A 17952-nucleotide genomic window follows, 5' to 3' on the forward strand; every position below is an offset into this window, starting at 1 on the left:
GCCGATGCTGTCTGCATCCATGCACTCCGCCAACGAGCCCCAGGCCGGCGCCGCCCGCCAGCCGTACGCGCTCGTGCCGGATGCGCGACCTGCTGCTCAGGGCCTGTACGACCCGCGGAACGAGCACGACGCCTGTGGCGTCGGTTTCGTCGCCACGCTGACCGGCATCGCCGACCACACCATCGTCGAGCAGGCGCTGAACGTCCTGCGCAACCTGGAGCACCGCGGCGCCACCGGCGCCGACCCCGACTCCGGCGACGGCGCGGGCATCCTGACCCAGATCCCCGACGCCTTCCTGCGCGGGAGGGTCTCCTTCGAGCTCCCGGCGGCCGGCTCCTACGCCGTCGGCATCGCCTTCCTGCCGGAGGACGACGAGAAGGACGCCGCGGCCGTCGCCCGGATCGAGGGCATCGCCGCCGAGGAGGGCCTGACCGTCCTCGGCTGGCGCGACGTCCCGGTCACCCCCGACCTGCTCGGCGCCGCCGCCCGCAGCGTGATGCCGCGCTTCCGGCAGGTCTTCCTGGCAGGCGCCGACCGGGTCGGCATCGAGCTGGACCGGATCGCCTTCGTGGTCCGCAAGCGGGCCGAGCGCGAGGCCGGGGTGTACTTCCCGTCGCTGTCCGCGCGCACCATCGTCTACAAGGGCATGCTGACCACCGGCCAGCTGGAGCCCTTCTTCCCCGACCTGTCGGACCGCAGCTACGCGTCCGCGATCGGCCTGGTGCACTCGCGGTTCTCCACCAACACCTTCCCGAGCTGGCCGCTCGCCCACCCGTACCGCTTCGTCGCCCACAACGGCGAGATCAACACGGTCAAGGGCAACCGCAACTGGATGCACGCCCGGGAGTCGCAGCTCGCCACCGACCTCATCCCCGCCAACAGCAACGGGCAGGGCCTGGAGCGGATCTTCCCGATCTGCACCCCGGACCACTCCGACTCGGCCTCCTTCGACGAGGTCCTGGAGCTGCTCCACCTCGGCGGCCGCTCGCTGCCGCACTCGGTGCTGATGATGATCCCGGAGGCGTGGGAGAACCACGCCACCATGAGCCCCGCCCGCCGTGCCTTCTACCAGTACCACTCCAACCTGATGGAGCCCTGGGACGGCCCGGCCTGCGTCACCTTCACCGACGGCAACCAGATCGGCGCCGTGCTCGACCGCAACGGCCTGCGCCCGGCCCGGTACTGGATCACCGAGGACGGCCTGGTCGTCCTCTCCTCCGAGGTCGGCGTGCTCGACATCGACCAGGAGAAGGTCACCAGGAAGGGCCGCCTCCAGCCCGGCCGGATGTTCCTGGTGGACACCGCCGAGGGCCGGATCGTCCCGGACGAGGAGGTCAAGTCCGCCCTCGCCGCCGAGCACCCCTACGAGGAGTGGGTCGACGGCGGGCAGATCCAGCTCGCCAAGCTGCCCGAGCGCGAGCACATCGCCCACACCCACGCCTCCGTCACCCGCCGCCAGCAGACCTTCGGCTACACCGAGGAGGAGCTGCGGGTCGTCCTCGCGCCGATGGCGCGCACCGGCGCCGAGGCGCTCGGCTCGATGGGCACCGACTCGCCGATCGCCGCACTGAGCGAGAAGCCCCGCCTGCTGTTCGACTACTTCGTGCAGCTCTTCGCGCAGGTCACCAACCCGCCGCTGGACGCCATCCGCGAGGAGCTCGTCACCTCGCTGCTGTCCAACCTCGGCCCCGAGGGCAACCTGCTGGCCGCCGAGGCCGCCGCCTGCCGCTCGGTCGGCATCACCTTCCCGGTGATCGACAACGACGAGCTGGCCAAGCTCGTCCACATCAACGCCGACGGCGACCAGCCCGGCCTCAAGGCCGTCACGCTCTCCGGCCTCTACAAGGTCGCCACCGGCGGCCAGGGCCTGGCCTCCCGGCTCGCCGAGATCGCCGCCGAGGCCGACGCGGCGATCGCCGACGGCGCCCGGATCATCGTGCTCTCCGACCGGCACTCCGACGCCGAGCACGCGCCGATCCCCTCGCTGCTGCTCACCTCGGCCGTCCACCACCACCTGATCCGCACCAAGCAGCGCACCCAGGTGTCGCTGCTGGTCGAGGCGGGCGACGTCCGCGAGGTGCACCACGTCGCGCTGCTGATCGGCTACGGCGCCGGGGCGGTCAACCCGTACCTGGCGATGGAGTCGGTCGAGGACCTGGTCGCCCAGGGTGTGTTCATCGCGGGCGTCGAACCCGAGAAGGCCATCAGGAACCTGATCAAGGCGCTCGGCAAGGGCGTGCTCAAGGTCATGTCCAAGATGGGCATCTCGACCGTGGCCTCCTACCGCGGCGCCCAGGTCTTCGAGGCCATCGGGCTCTCCCACGACCTGGTCGACGGCTACTTCGCCGGCACCACCACCAAGCTCGGCGGCATCGGCCTGGAGGAGATCGCCCGCGAGACGGCCGCCCGGCACGCCAAGGCGTACCCGGCCTCCGGCATCCCGGCCGCGCACCGCGCCCTGGAGATCGGCGGCGAGTACCAGTGGCGCCGCGAGGGCGAGCCGCACCTGTTCGACCCGGACACCGTCTTCCGGCTCCAGCACGCCACCCGCAACCGCCGCTACGACATCTTCAAGCAGTACACGGACCGGGTGAACGAGCAGTCCGAGCGGCTCATGACGCTGCGAGGCCTGTTCCAGCTGGACGGCCTCGGCCGGGAGCCGATCCCGGTCGAGGAGGTCGAGCCGGTCTCCGAGATCGTCAAGCGCTTCTCCACCGGCGCCATGTCGTACGGCTCGATCTCGCGCGAGGCGCACGAGACCCTGGCCATCGCGATGAACCGCCTCGGCGGCAAGTCCAACACCGGCGAGGGCGGCGAGGACCCGGACCGGCTGTACGACCCGGAGCGCCGCTCGGCGATCAAGCAGGTCGCCTCCGGCCGGTTCGGCGTCACCTCCGAGTACCTGGTCAACGCCGACGACATCCAGATCAAGATGGCCCAGGGCGCCAAGCCCGGCGAGGGCGGCCAGCTGCCCGGCCACAAGGTGTACCCCTGGGTCGCCAGGACCCGGCACTCCACCCCGGGTGTCGGCCTGATCTCGCCGCCGCCGCACCACGACATCTACTCGATCGAGGACCTGGCGCAGCTGATCCACGACCTCAAGAACGCCAACCCGGCGGCCCGCATCCACGTGAAGCTGGTCTCCGAGGTCGGCGTCGGGACGGTCGCCGCGGGCGTGTCCAAGGCGCACGCGGACGTCGTGCTGGTGTCCGGGCACGACGGCGGGACGGGCGCCTCGCCGCTCACCTCGCTGAAGCACGCCGGCGGGCCCTGGGAGCTCGGACTCGCCGAGACCCAGCAGACGCTGCTGCTCAACGGGCTGCGCGAGCGCATCGTCGTCCAGACCGACGGCCAGCTGAAGACCGGCCGCGACGTGGTGATCGCCGCGCTGCTCGGCGCCGAGGAGTTCGGCTTCGCGACCGCCCCGCTGGTGGTCTCCGGCTGCATCATGATGCGTGTCTGCCACCTGGACACCTGCCCGGTCGGCGTCGCCACCCAGAATCCGGTGCTGCGCGAGCGGTTCTCCGGCAAGCCCGAATTCGTGGTCAACTTCTTCGAGTTCATCGCCGAGGAGGTCCGGGAGATCCTGGCCTCGCTGGGCCTGCGCTCGATCGAGGAGGCCGTCGGCCACGCCGAGCACATCGACACCCGGGCCGCGATCGACCACTGGAAGGCCGCCGGCCTGGACCTCGCCCCGCTGTTCCACGTGCCCGCGCTGCCCGAAGGGGCCGCCCGGCACCGCACCACCACCCAGGACCACGCGCTCGACAAGGCCCTGGACAACCAGCTGATCACGCTCGCCGAGGACGCGCTGGAACGCGGCGACGCCGTCCGCATCCAGCTGCCGATCCGCAACGTCAACCGCACCGTCGGCACCATGCTCGGCCACGAGGTGACCAAGCGGTACCGGGGCGAGGGCCTGCCGGAGGGGACCATCGACGTCACCTTCACCGGCTCCGCCGGGCAGTCCTTCGGCGCGTTCCTGCCGCGCGGCGTGACCCTGCGCCTGGAGGGCGACGCCAACGACTACGTCGGCAAGGGCCTCTCGGGCGGCGTCGTCGTCGTCCGCCCGGCCCGCGAGGCGGCGGCCATCGGCAACGACGCCCAGAACCACGTCATCGCCGGCAACACCATCGGCTACGGCGCCACCTCGGGCCGCGTCCACCTGCGCGGCAAGGCCGGCGAGCGCTTCGCCGTCCGCAACTCCGGGGCCACCCTGGTGGTCGAGGGCGTGGGCGACCACGGCCTGGAGTACATGACCGGCGGCCGGGTCGTCGTCCTCGGCGAGACCGGACGCAACCTCGCGGCGGGCATGTCCGGCGGCATCGCGTACGTCCTGGACCTGCGCCCCGCCAACGTCAACGACGGCATGGTGGGCATCGAGGCCCCCACCGCCGCCGACCGCGACTGGCTGCGCGACACCGTGCAGCAGCACTACGAGGAGACCGGCTCCACCGTCGCCGCCGAACTCCTGGCGGACTGGGGCAGCGGGGTCTCCCGCTTCTCCAAGATCATGCCGACCGACTACAAGGCAGTGCTCGCCGCCAAGGACGCCGCTGAGCGCGATGGCCTCTCCGAGGCCGAGACCACCGCGAAGATGATGGAGGCGGCTAATGGCTGACCCCAAGGGCTTCCTGACCACGCCCAAGCAGCTGGCCGAGCGCCGCCCGGTCGACGTCCGCCTCAAGGACTGGAACGAGGTCTACGTCGAGCGCAGCCTCCTGCCGATCGTCACCGAGCAGGCCGGCCGCTGCATGGACTGCGGCATCCCGTTCTGCCACAACGGCTGCCCGCTCGGGAACCTCATCCCCGAGTGGAACGACCTGGCCTACCGGGACGACTTCGTCGGCGCGATCGAGCGGCTGCACGCCACCAACAACTTCCCCGAGTTCACCGGCCGGCTCTGCCCGGCTCCGTGCGAGTCCGCGTGCGTCCTCGGCATCAACCAGGACGCGGTGACCATCAAGAACGTCGAGGTCACCATCATCGACAAGGCCTGGGACCGGGGCGGGGTCACCCCGCAGGTGCCCGAGCGCCTCTCCGGCAAGACCGTCGCCGTGGTGGGCTCCGGCCCGGCCGGCCTCGCCGCCGCCCAGCAGCTCACCCGGGCCGGGCACACCGTCGTGGTGTACGAGCGGGCCGACCGGATCGGCGGACTGCTGCGCTACGGCATCCCCGAGTTCAAGATGGAGAAGCGCCACATCAACCGCCGCATCGAGCAGATGCGGGCGGAGGGCACCCGGTTCCGCACCGGCGTGCACGTCGGCGAGGACATCACCGGCCAGCAGCTGCGCGAGCGCTTCGACGCCGTGGTCGTCGCGGCCGGCGCCACCACCGCCCGCGACCTGCCGGTGCCCGGACGCGAGCTCAAGGGCGTCCACCAGGCCATGGAGTACCTGCCGCTGGCCAACAAGGTGCAGGAGGGCGACTTCGTCGAGTCCCCGATCAGCGCCAAGGGCAAGCACGTGGTCGTGATCGGCGGCGGCGACACCGGCGCGGACTGCGTGGGCACCGCGCACCGGCAGGGGGCGGCCTCCGTCACCCAGCTGGAGATCATGCCGCGGCCCGGCGAGGAGCGGCCCGGGCACCAGCCGTGGCCGACCATGCCGATGACCTACAAGGTCACCTCCGCGCACGAGGAGGGCGGCGAGCGGATCTATTCCGTCAACACCACCCGCTTCACCGGCGACGAGGACGGCAACGTCCAGGAACTGCACCTCGTCGAGGTGGAGTTCAAGGACGGCCGGTTCGAGCCGGTGCCCGGCACCGAGCGGGCCGTCCCCGCGCAGCTGGTCACCCTGGCCATGGGCTTCACCGGGACGGACGTGCGGAACGGGCTGGTCGAGCAGCTGGGAGCGGACCTCGACGCGCGCGGTAACATTGCCCGCGATGGCCGGTTCGCCACCAATGTCGATGGCGTGTACGTCTGCGGAGACGCCGGCCGTGGCCAGTCGCTGATCGTCTGGGCCATCGCGGAAGGCCGTTCGGCCGCCGCCGCGGTGGACAGGTACCTGGGCGGCAAGACCCCGCTTCCCGCCCCGATCCGGCCCACGGACCGCCCCCTGGTGGTCTGACGGACGGACGGTCCGACCGGCCTCCACCGAACGCCCGGCGCCGCATCGCCGGGAGCTCAACCCGCTGCCCCCGCCAGCGTCGCCGGGCCAACGCGGTCTCCTGGCGCCTGCCCTCTTCCCCGACCAGTTGGAGGGCGGGCGCCGTCGCGTTCCCCGACGGCCGTCCGGCGCCGGGAGCAGCGGCTCGGGGCCCGGGGCTCCGGGCCGGGGACGACCCGGACACCGCCCGGGGCCGCGGCGACTCCCGGACAAACGTCCGGAGCCGTGATCCGCCCGGCGGGATCCCGCACAGTGGGCTGTTGTTCGTCGGTGCCAAGTGGCAGACTGCGGCCGACGGCCGGGGGGCTGGGCGAGTGCGGAGGACGACTTCGATGGGCACGACTCAGGCAGGCGGGGGCGCCACCGTACGGCGTCTGCTGCTCGGCACCCAGCTGCGCAAGCTCCGCGAGGCCAGAGGCGTCAGTCGGGAGGAGGCCGGGTACTCGATCCGCGCCTCCGAGTCCAAGATCAGCCGGATGGAGCTCGGCCGGGTCGGCTTCAAGGAACGCGACGTGGCCGACCTGCTGACCCTGTACGGGGTCGAGGCCGATCAGGAGCGGGCCACCGTCCTCGGACTGCTGCGCGACGCCAACGTCAGCTCCTGGTGGCACGAGTACGGGGACGTGCTGCCCGGCTGGTTCCAGAACTACCTGGGGCTGGAGGAGGCTGCGGCCGAGATCCGCAGCTACGAGGTCCAGTTCGTCCACGGGCTGCTCCAGACCGCCGACTACGCCCGGGCCGTGGTCACCGCCGGCGGCCACGTCCACGGACCGGAGGAGATCGAGCGCCGGGTCGACGTACGGCTCAAGCGGCAGGCGGTGCTGACCGCCGAGCGGGCGCCGCAGCTGGTCGCCGTCCTGGACGAGGCCGCGCTGCGCCGGCCCTGGGGCGGGCCGGAGCTGATGCGCGGCCAGCTGGACCGGCTGCTGGAGCTCGGCGAGCTGCCCAACGTCCGGCTCCAGGTGCTGCCGCTGGGCAACGCCGGGCTGAGTGCGGAGAGCGGCGCCTTCACCGTCCTGGGCTTCGCCGAGGCCGAGCTGGCCGACGTGGTGTACCTGGAGCAGTTCACCACCGCGCTCTACCTCGACAAGCCCGCGGAGGTGGCCGAGTACCGGCACGCTATGGACGACCTGGTCGCGGACAGCCTGAGCCCGGAACCGACCCGGAACCTGCTGTACGCGATGCGCCAGGAGTTGTAATCCGTCAGTACGATGAGTTCCCATCAGGTCGGTGTATGAGAGGGAACAGATGTCGTACTTCTCCGAGTTGGCGCTGCAGTACATCGACGGCGAGTGGTGCAGCGGCAGCGGCTCCTGGGACATCGTCGACGTCGACCCCTACACCGGCGACAAGCTCGCCACCATCACCGTCGCCACCGGCGCCGAGGTCGACCGGGCCTACCGCGCCGCCGAGCGCGCCCAGAAGGCATGGGCCGCCGCCAACCCGTACCAGCGGCGGCTGGTCTTCGAGCGCGCGCTGCGGCTGCTGGAGGAGCGCGAGCCGGAGATCGTCCCGGCGATCATGGCGGAGCTCGGCGGCACCGCGCTGAAGGCGGGCTTCGAGCTGTCGCTCGTCAAGGACGTGCTGCGGGAGTGCCTGCACCTGTCGGTGGCCTCCGAGGGCCGGCTGCTGGCCTCGCCCGCCCCGGGCCGGGAGAACCGGCTCTACCGGCTGCCGGTCGGCGTCGTGGGCGTGATCAGCCCCTTCAACTTCCCGCTGTTCCTGGCGCTCAAGGCCGTCGCCCCGGCCCTCGCGCTCGGCAACGGCGTCGTCCTCAAGCCGCACCAGGAGACCCCGGTCGTCGGCGGCGGACTGATCGCGAAGCTCTTCGAGGACGCGGGGCTGCCGCCCGGGCTGCTGAACGTGGTGATCACCGACATCGCCGAGATCGGCGACAGCTTCCTGGAGCACCCGGTGCCCAAGGTGATCTCCTTCACCGGCTCCGACAAGATCGGCCGGCACGTCGCCACCGTCGCCGCCGCGCACTTCAAGCGGACGGTCCTGGAGCTCGGCGGCAACAGCGCGCTGATCGTGCTCGACGACGCCGACGTGGACCACGCCGTGGACGCCGCGGTGTTCAGCCGCTTCGTCCACCAGGGACAGGTCTGCATGGCCGCCAACCGGGTGCTGGTGGACCGCCGCGTCGAGGCCGAGTTCACCGAGAAGTTCGTCGCCAAGGTCGCCTCGCTCACCGTCGGCGACCCGAGGGACCCGGCCACCCACATCGGCCCGCTGATCAACCCCGTCCAGGCCGGCGCCCTCGACGCCCAGGTCGACCAGGCGCTCGCGGCCGGCGCCACCGCGCTGCTGCGCGGCACCACGGTCGGCAGCCTGATGGCGCCGACCGTGCTCACCGGCCTCGCCGAGGACGCGCCGATCCTGCGGAACGAACTCTTCGGCCCGGTCGTGCTGCTGGTGCCCTTCGACGGCGAGGACGAGGCCGTGCGGCTCGCCAACAACACGCCGTTCGGACTCAGCGGCGCGGTGCACACCGCGAACGTCGAGCGCGGCGTGAAGCTCGCCCAGCGGATCGAGACCGGCATGATCCACGTCAACGGCGGCACCATCGCCGACGAGCCGGGCGTGCCCTTCGGCGGCGAGAAGAACTCCGGCGTCGGCCGCCTCAACGGCGAGTCCACGGTGGACGCCTTCACCACGCTGAAGTGGATCTCCGTCCAGCACGAGCGCGCGGTCTTCCCGTTCTGACCGGGGGTTCCGAGACGCGGAGGGCCTCCCGGCGGCAGCCGCCGGGAGGCCCGTGGTCTCAGGCGGGGTAGCGGAGCAGGGCGTCGGTGGCGAGCTCGAAGCCGAAGGGGGCCGGGAGCGGGACGCGGTCACCGAACTTGCCGTTCCACCGCTGGTGGTAGCCGCTGCCGGAGGGCTCGGAGTAGAGCGTCAGGTCGCCCTCGCGCGGATCGATCACCAGGTACAGCGGGATGGCCATCAGCGGGTAGTCGCGGACCTTGCCGACCAGGTCGTTCTCCGGGTTCGACGGGGAGACGATCTCCACGGCGATGGCCGCCTGCTCGGCGGGGACCTGGTTGCCGCCCTCCTCCAGTGCCGAGAGGGGGATGTAGGTCAGGTCGGGGTTGCGCAACTTGCCGACGTTCGGGGAGGCGAGGTCGGTGTTCTCGCTCGGCATCAGGTCGGCGGGTTCGTGGGCCTCGAACTGCCTGCGGATGAGCAGCAGGTTGCGCTGGTGGATCACCGAGGGGCCGGCCATCATGATGATCTCGTCGCCGGAGATCTCGATCTTCCACCCGTTGGGAGGCGTCAGACTCTGCGCGTAGGCCAGCAGCCGGGCGTGGCGGTCTGGGATCTGGAACTCGCTCATGGCGCCATTCTTCCACCGGGCAGGCCGAAAGGCCGTCGCCGGCGGGGCGACGGCCTTTCGGCGGGGGCGTCGGTCAGAAGACCGGCTGGCCGGCGCGGACGAGGCGCCAGGAGTCGGTGAAGAACTCGGCGGGGTCGATGGTGCCCTTGGCCTTCACCCAGGCGATCATGGTGTTGCGGATCTCGTCGGAGTTCGACCAGACCATCTTGGCCTTGGCGACGTGCGGGAAGTTGCCGCCGCCGTTGGCCCGGTAGTTGTTGACGGCGAGGACGAACTCGGCGGCCGGGTCGATCGGCTTGCCCTGGAAGGACAGGTTGACGATCCGCGAGCCCTTCGGCTGGGCGATGTCGATGTCGTAGCTCAGGCCGTAGACCGAGTCGTAGTTGTAGTCCGGGGTGGCCTCGGCGCCGGTCAGGGCCTCCTTGTCGACCGGGGCGCCCGGGGCGAGCTGGTTGTAGTACTTGACCGAGTACTCCAGATAGTCCTTGAGCTGGGCGCCCGTCAGGACGCGGGCCTCCAGGGTGTTCTCGTAGATGTAGAGGCCCGCGGCGTCGCGCAGCTTGACCTGGCCGGACGGGATCAGCGCGGTGCGGTTGAACGGGGCGGCCTGGGCCAGCACCGGGAGCTTGGCGTACTGCCCGCCCGCCAGCGCGGCCTTGACGGCGTCGGCCTGGACCTTGCCGATCAGGTCGATGATCGGGGTGGCCTTGAAGCGGGCGTCGGCGATCGACAGCTCGATCTTGCTGGTGCCGATGTTCTGGTTGACGTACGCGACGACCTTCTTGTGCTGCCCGGCGATCGCGTTGGTGATCTCCGGGTTCTCCGGCACGGTGTTGGAGTTCAGCAGCCGCGCGGAGACCGAGGAGACCTTCCAGGCGCCGGCCGCGAACTCGACCTCGAAGTCGAAGCAGGTCAGCCGCTGACCGTAGCAGAGCGGCTCGGAGAGCACGACCGTCCGGCCGGTCTTCTTGTTGACGACCAGGCGCTGCGCGATCTCCTTGTGGGCGTGGCCCACCAGCACCGCGTCGATGTCGGGGACGGTCTCCGCCAGGGCCACCGAGGCGTTCTCGGCCCAGGGCAGCTGGTCGCCCCAGGTGGTCGCCTCGTCGCAGCCGGAGTGCGAGGAGACCACGATGACGTCCGCGCCGGCCGCCTTCATCTTCGGCACCCAGGCGGCGGCGGTCTCGACGATGCCCGGGAAGACCATCTTGCCGCTGACGTTGGCCTTGTCCCAGATCGCGATGCCCGGGTTGGTGAGGCCGAGGATGCCGACCTTCACCGGGCGGCCGCCGCCCAGCCGCAGCTCCTTGATCACGTACGGCTTGAAGGCCGGCTTCTCGTTCTTCGCGTTCAGCGCGTTGGCGCCGAGCAGCGGGAACTCCAGCTGGTCCTGGTAGGCCTTCAGGAGCGGGATGCCGTAGTTGAACTCGTGGTTGCCGAGCGCGGCGGCGTCGTACTCCATGAGGTTCATGGCGACGGCCATCGGGTGGTCCGGCACGGTGTCGGCCTCGGTGTCGATCGACTCGATCCGGGCGTAGTAGTAGGACAGCTGGGTGCCCTGGATGGTGTCGCCCGAGTCGATCAGCAGGCAGCGGTTCCAGCCCTTCTCCTCGCGCACCTGGTTGGCCAGCGTGGAGATCTTGGCGAGGCCGACCGCGTTGTGGGCCTTGTCGCTGTACTCGGCGTCGGTGAAGTAGTCCCAGTTGAGCACCCGGCCGTGCAGATCGGTGGTGCCCATGACGGTGAAGGCCTGCTTGTTCGGCTGGCGCTGCTGGCCCTTGGCGGCCGCCGTGTCCGGCTGGGCGGCCGCGGCGGAGGGAGCGGCGGCCAGGGTGGCGCCACCGGCCAGGGCGGCGCCGGCGGCGGTGGCGGCGGACCGGGTGACGAAGTCACGGCGGTTCAGGGGCATGGACGACTCTCCCGAGTGGGAACGACGGCGGATGGACCGTCAACTGGCATTCGTTGGCAAGTGCGCGAGTACGCGTCGACGCGCGTAGAAGGACGCGCGTAGAAGTGTGCCGTGCGGCCCGGGGTGGTGGATAGCCCCCGGACCTGTCCAAGAGGTGAGATCTTGGCGACTCGTTCGTGACGGGAACGGGGGAGGTCCTGGGTGGTAGGGCCGGCCGGTGGAGGTGGGAAGACGGAGGACGGAGGCCGGCCGGCGGACGGTGGGTCAGGACAATTCGCCCATGAGCCGGTCGACCTCGTGGCCCAGCCGGAGCGCCGGGTCCGGATCGTCCGGCCCCGCCCACGGCTGCCAGGTCCGCGCCCGCAGGTAACCGGCCACCGCGACCGGCAGCCGGTGCCGGACGATCAGCTCCGCCACCGGGCCCGGGCCGGCCGCCCGCAGCGCCGCCAGCAGGCCGTCCACCCCGGCGGAGGGCGGCAGCGGCACGCTGTCCAGGTAGGCGGCCAGCGCCACCAGCTCCGGATCGGGCGCGGGGGGCCGCTCGGGCGCCGGGGGCCTCGGCTCCCCGTGCTCCGGCTCCCCGCGCCCATGCGCGGGCGCCCCTTCCGGCGGGTGCGCCCTTTCCGGCGGGTGCGCCCTTTCCGGCGCGTGTGCCCCCTCCGGCGCGTGTGCCCCGGAGGCCTCGGCGCCGCCGAGGGCCGTCCCCGTGCCCGTTCCGGTGCCGATCCCCGCGCCCGCCCCGGGCCCCGGTCCGATCCCGGCCCCCTCGCGGGGCCCCGGGGCGGGCGTCAGCAGCGCGCCCACCCCGTACAGCCCGACCACGACCCCCGGCCACCAGACCCCGCCCAGTCCGGCGAAGTGCAGCCCCAGACCGACCGCGCCGCCGGCGCAGCCGACCAGGTTCCGGGCCGACTCCAGGTAGCGCAGCACCCGGGGGCCGAACCCGTCACTGGTAGCCACGGATCTCCTCGAACACCCCGTCCAGCGAGCCCGTACCGTCGAACAGCTTTCCGCCGCTCAGGTCCGCGATCCCCTGGAGCTGGCCCACCGCCGCCTCCCCGAACTTGATCGGGAACACCGGGATCGACTTCTCCCCGGCCGGCAGCGCGTCGTGGAAGCGCTTGAAGTCGCCGTCCGTCGCACCGGCGTTGCTCTCCCCGTCCGTCATCAGCACGATCGAGGTGAACCGGTCGTCGCCGGCCGCCGCCTGCTGACGCTCGATCACCCGGTACGCCTCCTCCAGCGAGGAGTACACCGCCGTCCCGCCCGAGGCGGCCAGCGACTGCACGTCCGCGTCGATCGACGCCAGCTCCGTCTCCGGGCCCGGCTGACCGCCGGTGGCCGGCACCACGTGGGTCTTGGTCCACTTCACCGCGGAGGCGAAGGAGAGCAGAGTGATCTCCTCGCGGTCCCGGAAACGGCGCGTCCCGCGGGTGTCGTCCGCCCCGGTCAACCGGCCCAGCGCGCTCTTCAGCGCGGCGATCCGCGGGCCCTCCATCGAGCCCGAGGTGTCCAGCACGTAGACCGTCCTGGACGGGCGGCGCAGCTCGTTCTGGTACGAGGCCAGCAGGCCGTCCGCGACCGCCCGGGTGCCCGGGAACGGCAGCTCCCGGCGGCGGTCCGCGGGCAGCCCGGCGGCCGGGGCCGCGCCCGCCGTCACCGGTCGGCGCAGCGTCGTCTCGGAGATCCGTTTCTGCACGTCCTCCTTGAGCAGGTACGCGGACAGCCGCTGGAAGGAGTCCCGCTGCTCCTGCGCGGCGGAGGACATCAGCGACAGCGGGTAGTCCGCCGACACCACGCCGTCCGCCGGCCGCACCACCGTCAGCTGCTGCTGCGGCGGCAGCGTCCGGTTCAGCGACAGCAGCACCGACTCGTAGTTCACCAGCGCGCTCACCGTGCCCGACTCGGCCCGGGCGTATGCCTGCGCCAGCCAGCCGGAGGAGCCCGAGGTCAGCTTCTGGCCCTTGAAGAACTCCTTCAGCTGCGGACCCGCCTTCTGCACGTCCGCGTCGGTCAGCGCCGCGCCCGCGCCGGAGAAGGCCGAGGCCACCGAGACGAGGGTGGAGAAGCCCGAGTTGGAGCGGGACGGGTCGGCCATCCCGTACGGCAGCTTCCCGGCCGCCGCCGCCGCGCCGACCTGCGCCCAGGTGACCTTGGAACCGTCGCCCCAGCCGAGGTCGCCGAGCGCCGAGGAACGCACCCCGATCGCCACCGGCGACACCATCACCGGGGTCTCGGAGACCACCTTGGACCTGCCGGCCGGATCGAGCCGCAGGTACTGGTTCGACGGGAACCACACGGCGTCGTACTTGCCGTCGGCCCGGCCCGAGGAGACGGCGTCGGCGCCGTCCAGGGTGCCCGTCCAGGAGAACTGCACGGTCACCCCGGTGGCCTTCCGGGCATCCTCCAGGACCGGTGCCAGGTCCTGGAGTTCACTGCCCGCCAGGACACGCAGCACGCCGGGGCGGGCGGTCTCGGCGGGCGGATCGGTGGGCTTCGGGGCGGGGTTGTCGCCGCCACCGGAGGAGGTGCAGGCGGTGGCCGCGGCCAGCACGGCGGCCAGCGCGGCCGTGAGCCAGCCGCGGTGCTTCATCGGAATGGTCACTTGGTCCCCTTCGCCGCGGTGGTCAGCTTCAGCAGGTTGTCCAGCGAGGGCAGGGTCGCCTGCTTGACCTTGGCCGCGGTCAGATCGGGTGCGAAAGTCGGCTTCTTCTCCCGCATCAGGTTCGCGAAGGCCTCCGGTGCGGCCTGCGGCCGGAGCCCGAACCGGGCCTCCAGGCCGCGGAGCACCTCGTCGTTCTGGAGGGCGTCGGCGAGCTTGCGGCCGTTGTCGGTGTGGGCCACGACGGTGTGGTCCGAGTAGACCGTGGTGTCCGGGTACAGCACCACCATGTCCCCGGTGGGCTTGCCCTGCAGCGACAGGGCGGCGGCCTGCGACTCGTACGCGAAGATCAGCGGGCTGCCGATCCCCGCGCCGAAGTCCCGGAACGGCTCGTCGCTGCTGCTCTTCTGGATGCCCTGCAGCGCGTTCGCCTTGTACAGGACGTCCTTGACGGCGGCGACGCCGGCGTCGTCCGACACCACCTGGTGGTTGTTGGCGATGTAGGAGAGCAGCGCGAGGTACATCGCGCCCGAGGACGAACTCTCCGGGTCGGTGGTGGTCACGAAGAGCTGGCCGGACAGCTCGGGATGGGCGCCCGCACCGGTCAGGTCCTCCCAACGGCGGTTGCCCTTCAGTGCGTTGACGTACTCGTCCATCCGGAACGTCCAGACACCGGTGGCGGTGTCCAGGTCGGCCAGCTTGTTCTCCTTCAGGACCTTGGCCACCGGCTCGTGCGCCACGATCACCAGCGGCGAGTAGAACGGGACCATCGGGGAGTCCTGCAGCTTCCAGATGCGCTGGATCTCCCGCGCCGGCGCCGAGCTCGCCGGGAAGGCGAAGTCCAGCCCCGGGGTCCTGCCCGCCTGGTCGCTCATCGTCCAGGAGCCGGTGGAGTCCGTCCGGACCACCAGGCCCTGCTTCGCCAACTCGGCCTTGACGTCGTCGTTCTCGAAGAAGGCGCGCTTCTCCGAGCCGATCAGGCCGGTGACGGTGACCGTTTCGGTGGTGTCCTTCTTCGGGTCGTCGGGGATCAGCGCGAAGGCGACCCCGCCCAGCAGGGCCAGGGCCGCAACCACCCCCAGTGCGCGTCGCATGCCGAACGCCTCCCCCTCGTCCGCTCCATCGTCCGGGTGGTGACCCGGAGCGCCCCGGCATCCACCCGGGGGTGACGAGCGTCCCGCCGGGCGGGGAGCGGTGGCGGAAGCAGCGGTGAACCAGGGGTGAACACCCCTTCACGGAATCGCATCGGCAGGTGGCGCGGGAGGCGCGGGAGGCGTACGGGCGGCGCGCGGCAGCGACGTGGAGCGGGGCGCTCGCACAGCGGTCCGAGGATGTGTCAGATTGTTCAACTCGCCTTACCGCAAAGGTCATCCCGCAGTCCGGACCCGCGTCGTGGTTACGCGCCGGTAATGCCTAGTCTCAGCACTATGCGCCGAGCAAAAATCGTCTGTACCCTCGGGCCCGCCACCGACTCGTACGACCAGATCAAGTCCCTGGTCGACGCCGGGATGGACATCGCCCGACTGAACCTCAGTCACGGCTCGCACACCGAGCACGAGGAACGCTACCGCCGCGTCCGCAAGGCCGCCGACGAGACCGGCCGCAGCGTCGGCATCCTCGTCGACCTTCAAGGCCCGAAGATCCGGCTCGACACCTTCGCCCATGGACCCGTACTTCTCGAACGCGGCGACGAGTTCACCATCTCCACCGACAACGGCGTCGTGGGGGACAAGGACCGCTGCGGAACCACCTACTCCGGGCTCGCCGGAGACGTCAGCCGCGGCGAGCGCATCCTGGTCGACGACGGCCGGGTCACCCTGGAGGTCGTCGCCGTCGACGGGCCGCACGTGCGCTGCCTGGTCATCGAAGGCGGCCTGGTCTCCGACCACAAGGGCCTCAACCTCCCCGGCGTCTCCGTCTCCGTCCCCGCACTCAGCGACAAGGACGTCGCCGACCTGCGGTGGGCGCTGCGCACCGGGGCCGACCTCATCGCGCTCTCCTTCGTCCGCAGCGGGCGGGACGCCGAGGAGGTCCACCGGATCATGGCGGAGGAGGACCGCCGGGTCCCGGTCATCGCCAAGATCGAGAAGCCGCAGGCGGTGGAGAACCTGGAGTCCGTCGTCGACGCCTTCGACGGGATCATGGTGGCCCGCGGCGACCTGGGCGTGGAGATGCCCCTCGAACAGGTCCCGCTGGTCCAGAAGCGCGCCATCAAGCTCGCCCGCCGCAACGCCAAGCCGGTCATCGTCGCGACCCAGATGCTCGACTCGATGATCAACACCTCCCGGCCGACCCGCGCCGAGGCCTCCGACGTCGCCAACGCCGTCCTGGACGGGACGGACGCGGTGATGCTCTCCGGGGAGACCTCGGTCGGCAAGTACCCGGTCGAGACCGTCAAGACCATGGCCCGGATCGTCGAGGCCGCCGAGAGCGACATCCTGGCCGCGGGCCTCCCGCCGCTCATCACCGGCAGCAAGCCGCGGACCCAGGGCGGCGCCGTCGCCCGCGCGGCCGCCGAGATCGGCGACTTCCTGCACGCCAAGTACCTGATCGCCTTCACCCAGTCCGGCGACACCGCCCGCCGGCTCACCCGCTACCGCTCTCCCATCCCGGTGCTCGCCTTCACCTACGAACCGGCCGTGCGCAGCCAACTCGCCCTCACCTGGGGCGTGGAGACCTTCCTCGGCCCGTTCGCCCCGACCACCGACCAGATGGTCGAACAGGTCGACGCGGCACTCCTGTCGCTCGGCCGCTGCCAGAAGGGCGACATCGTCGTCATCACGGCGGGTTCGCCCCCCGGCCTGGCCGGCTCCACCAACCTCGTCCGCGTCCACCACGTGGGGACGTTGGACGCCTGAGGCTCCCGGCGGCGCGGCCCTTCCTCGGACGGGCCGCGCCGCTGTCAGTACTTGGGCCCGATGTGGGCGTCCATGAGGGCGACGGAGTCCTTGCGGGCGACGGAGATGTTCGTCGCGCCGGTGGCGCGCGCAGCGGCCTTCCAGCGGACGCCGACGGCGTCGAGGGTGGCGGTGAAGAGGTCGATGATGTCGGTGGACGTGTTGGTGAAGAAGTACCGGGGGTACTCGTAGCGCTTCGTGGCGCCGCCGACCGTACTGGTCGCCCGGTTGGTGATGCGGCAGCCGTCGGAGTGGATCAGGCCGCGCAGGAACTCCCAGGGGTGGGCGTCCACGATCTCCTGCTGCCAGGGTGCGAGAAGGATCGGCCGCAGGTGCTTCGGGCCGGGGCCGTGCTGGGGGAAGAGGCAGGGCCAGCGCTTGCTGGTGCTGACGACGCTCGTACAGCCCGGCGCGTGGACACGGTTGACCTTGTTGTGCGGCATGACGGCGGAGACCGCCCGCACGCACTCCTCGATGAGGCCGGGCCAGGTGTCGCAGCAGGCGATGCGGAGGGCGTAGACACTGCGGCGGCCCTCACTGATGCAGCCGTCGCCGAGGTAGAGGCCGAGCAGGTAGGCGTAGTCCGGGTGCGGGCGAGAGGGGGTGAGCCGGCCGTCGTGGAGCGGGCATTCGGCGGTCATGCGCGGGCTGGGGACGGCGTCGGACGCCCACTGGCGGATGGCGAATCGGGTGATGCCGGCCGCGCGGCTGACCTGACTGAAGGTCAGTCCGGAGGCGTGCAGATCGAGCGCTCGTCGGCGTGCGGCCATGTCGTACATGCGGCCGAGCGTGTGCGAATCGCACGGACGGGTCCGGGGAGTGCCGCGATTTTCATCCAGATTGATGAAGATCGCCAACCATTAGGTTGCCCTAAGTGGCTTAAGGATCGAAGGAAAAGTGCCCCGAGTGGGATTCGAACCCACGCTGTATGGTGTTTGAGACCATCGCCTCTCCCGCTGGGCTACCGGGGCGCCCGTGGATTCGAAGGTTGAACCTCGGACCCGCTGGTCTCAAACATACCGTGTCTGGGTACCCTCGTGCATGCAGTACCCCGCCGGAACTAGGAGCCCCGTGAGCACCGCCGACGAGCAGGCGCA

11 protein-coding genes and 1 tRNA gene are annotated in these 17952 nt (G+C 71.2%); 5 read left to right on the forward strand and 7 right to left on the reverse strand.

The window, feature by feature from the left end:
* Positions 1-19 precede the first annotated feature (19 nt).
* From gltB to ACWGJO_RS18405, 4 genes are all read left to right on the forward strand, one after another.
* The gene (gene gltB / locus ACWGJO_RS18390; RefSeq protein WP_452185024.1) at positions 20-4621 is read left to right on the forward strand and encodes a glutamate synthase large subunit; all 4602 of its coding nucleotides are present in this window, start codon (positions 20-22) and stop codon (positions 4619-4621) included.
* Positions 4614-6074: a glutamate synthase subunit beta gene (locus ACWGJO_RS18395; RefSeq protein WP_452184978.1), complete on the forward strand. Its 1461-nt coding sequence runs from the start codon at positions 4614-4616 to the stop codon at positions 6072-6074. Before gltB ends, ACWGJO_RS18395 begins: the two co-directional genes overlap by 8 nt.
* A 371-nt stretch (positions 6075-6445) precedes the next feature.
* Positions 6446-7312, forward strand: a complete 867-nt coding sequence (locus tag ACWGJO_RS18400) for a helix-turn-helix domain-containing protein (protein WP_359910170.1) — start codon at positions 6446-6448, stop codon at positions 7310-7312.
* A gap of 49 nt (positions 7313-7361) precedes the next feature.
* Positions 7362-8819 carry an aldehyde dehydrogenase family protein gene (locus ACWGJO_RS18405; protein ID WP_359910239.1) on the forward strand — a complete coding sequence of 486 codons (1458 nt, stop codon included), beginning with the start codon at positions 7362-7364 and terminating at the stop codon, positions 8817-8819.
* 58 nt (positions 8820-8877) lie between these two features.
* On the opposite strand, the gene ACWGJO_RS18410 is transcribed toward ACWGJO_RS18405, so the two are convergent.
* The 5 genes from ACWGJO_RS18410 to ACWGJO_RS18430 form a co-directional block, all read right to left on the reverse strand.
* Positions 8878-9447: a Uma2 family endonuclease gene (locus ACWGJO_RS18410; protein ID WP_452184980.1), complete on the reverse strand. Its 570-nt coding sequence runs from the start codon at positions 9445-9447 to the stop codon at positions 8878-8880.
* Between the two features lie 73 nt (positions 9448-9520).
* The gene (locus ACWGJO_RS18415; RefSeq protein ID WP_452184982.1) at positions 9521-11356 is read right to left on the reverse strand and encodes a bifunctional metallophosphatase/5'-nucleotidase; all 1836 of its coding nucleotides are present in this window, start codon (positions 11354-11356) and stop codon (positions 9521-9523) included.
* Positions 11357-11620: 264 nt separating this feature from the next.
* Positions 11621-12316 carry a hypothetical protein gene (locus tag ACWGJO_RS18420; RefSeq protein ID WP_452184984.1) on the reverse strand — a complete coding sequence of 232 codons (696 nt, stop codon included), beginning with the start codon at positions 12314-12316 and terminating at the stop codon, positions 11621-11623.
* On the reverse strand, positions 12303-13949 hold the full coding sequence (locus tag ACWGJO_RS18425) for a VWA domain-containing protein (RefSeq protein ID WP_452185026.1): 1647 nt from the start codon (positions 13947-13949) through the stop codon (positions 12303-12305). The genes ACWGJO_RS18420 and ACWGJO_RS18425 overlap by 14 nt, the downstream gene beginning before the upstream one ends.
* Before the next feature lie 8 nt (positions 13950-13957).
* A complete protein-coding gene (locus ACWGJO_RS18430) occupies positions 13958-15052 on the reverse strand; it encodes a hypothetical protein (RefSeq protein WP_452184986.1) in 1095 nt (364 codons plus the stop codon).
* A 333-nt stretch (positions 15053-15385) separates the two neighbouring features.
* On the opposite strand from ACWGJO_RS18430, the gene pyk reads away from it, so the two are divergent.
* Positions 15386-16816 carry a pyruvate kinase gene (pyk, locus tag ACWGJO_RS18435; RefSeq protein WP_452184988.1) on the forward strand — a complete coding sequence of 477 codons (1431 nt, stop codon included), beginning with the start codon at positions 15386-15388 and terminating at the stop codon, positions 16814-16816.
* 44 nt (positions 16817-16860) lie between these two features.
* Here pyk and ACWGJO_RS18440 read toward each other — a convergent pair whose 3' ends face one another.
* Both ACWGJO_RS18440 and ACWGJO_RS18445 read right to left on the reverse strand, forming a co-directional pair.
* Positions 16861-17634 carry a transcriptional regulator gene (locus ACWGJO_RS18440; RefSeq protein WP_452184990.1) on the reverse strand — a complete coding sequence of 258 codons (774 nt, stop codon included), beginning with the start codon at positions 17632-17634 and terminating at the stop codon, positions 16861-16863.
* A 119-nt stretch (positions 17635-17753) separates the two neighbouring features.
* A tRNA-Leu gene (locus ACWGJO_RS18445) sits at positions 17754-17826 on the reverse strand.
* Between the last annotated feature and the right edge of the window lie 126 nt (positions 17827-17952).

Source organism: Kitasatospora sp. NPDC054795 (assembly GCF_053611565.1).

Bases quoted from the DNA above. Each gene is read 5' to 3' on its own strand.
- ACWGJO_RS18430 (WP_452184986.1), bottom strand. From the start codon at position 15,052: ATGCGACGCGCACTGGGGGTGGTTGCGGCCCTGGCCCTGCTGGGCGGG.
- ACWGJO_RS18410 (WP_452184980.1), bottom strand. From the start codon at position 9,447: ATGAGCGAGTTCCAGATCCCAGACCGCCACGCCCGGCTGCTGGCCTAC.
- ACWGJO_RS18400 (WP_359910170.1), top strand. From the start codon at position 6,446: ATGGGCACGACTCAGGCAGGCGGGGGCGCCACCGTACGGCGTCTGCTG.
- pyk (WP_452184988.1), top strand. From the start codon at position 15,386: ATGCGCCGAGCAAAAATCGTCTGTACCCTCGGGCCCGCCACCGACTCG.
- ACWGJO_RS18395 (WP_452184978.1), top strand. From the start codon at position 4,614: ATGGCTGACCCCAAGGGCTTCCTGACCACGCCCAAGCAGCTGGCCGAG.
- ACWGJO_RS18415 (WP_452184982.1), bottom strand. From the start codon at position 11,356: ATGCCCCTGAACCGCCGTGACTTCGTCACCCGGTCCGCCGCCACCGCC.
- gltB (WP_452185024.1), top strand. From the start codon at position 20: ATGCACTCCGCCAACGAGCCCCAGGCCGGCGCCGCCCGCCAGCCGTAC.
- ACWGJO_RS18425 (WP_452185026.1), bottom strand. From the start codon at position 13,949: ATGAAGCACCGCGGCTGGCTCACGGCCGCGCTGGCCGCCGTGCTGGCC.
- ACWGJO_RS18440 (WP_452184990.1), bottom strand. From the start codon at position 17,634: ATGTACGACATGGCCGCACGCCGACGAGCGCTCGATCTGCACGCCTCC.
- ACWGJO_RS18405 (WP_359910239.1), top strand. From the start codon at position 7,362: ATGTCGTACTTCTCCGAGTTGGCGCTGCAGTACATCGACGGCGAGTGG.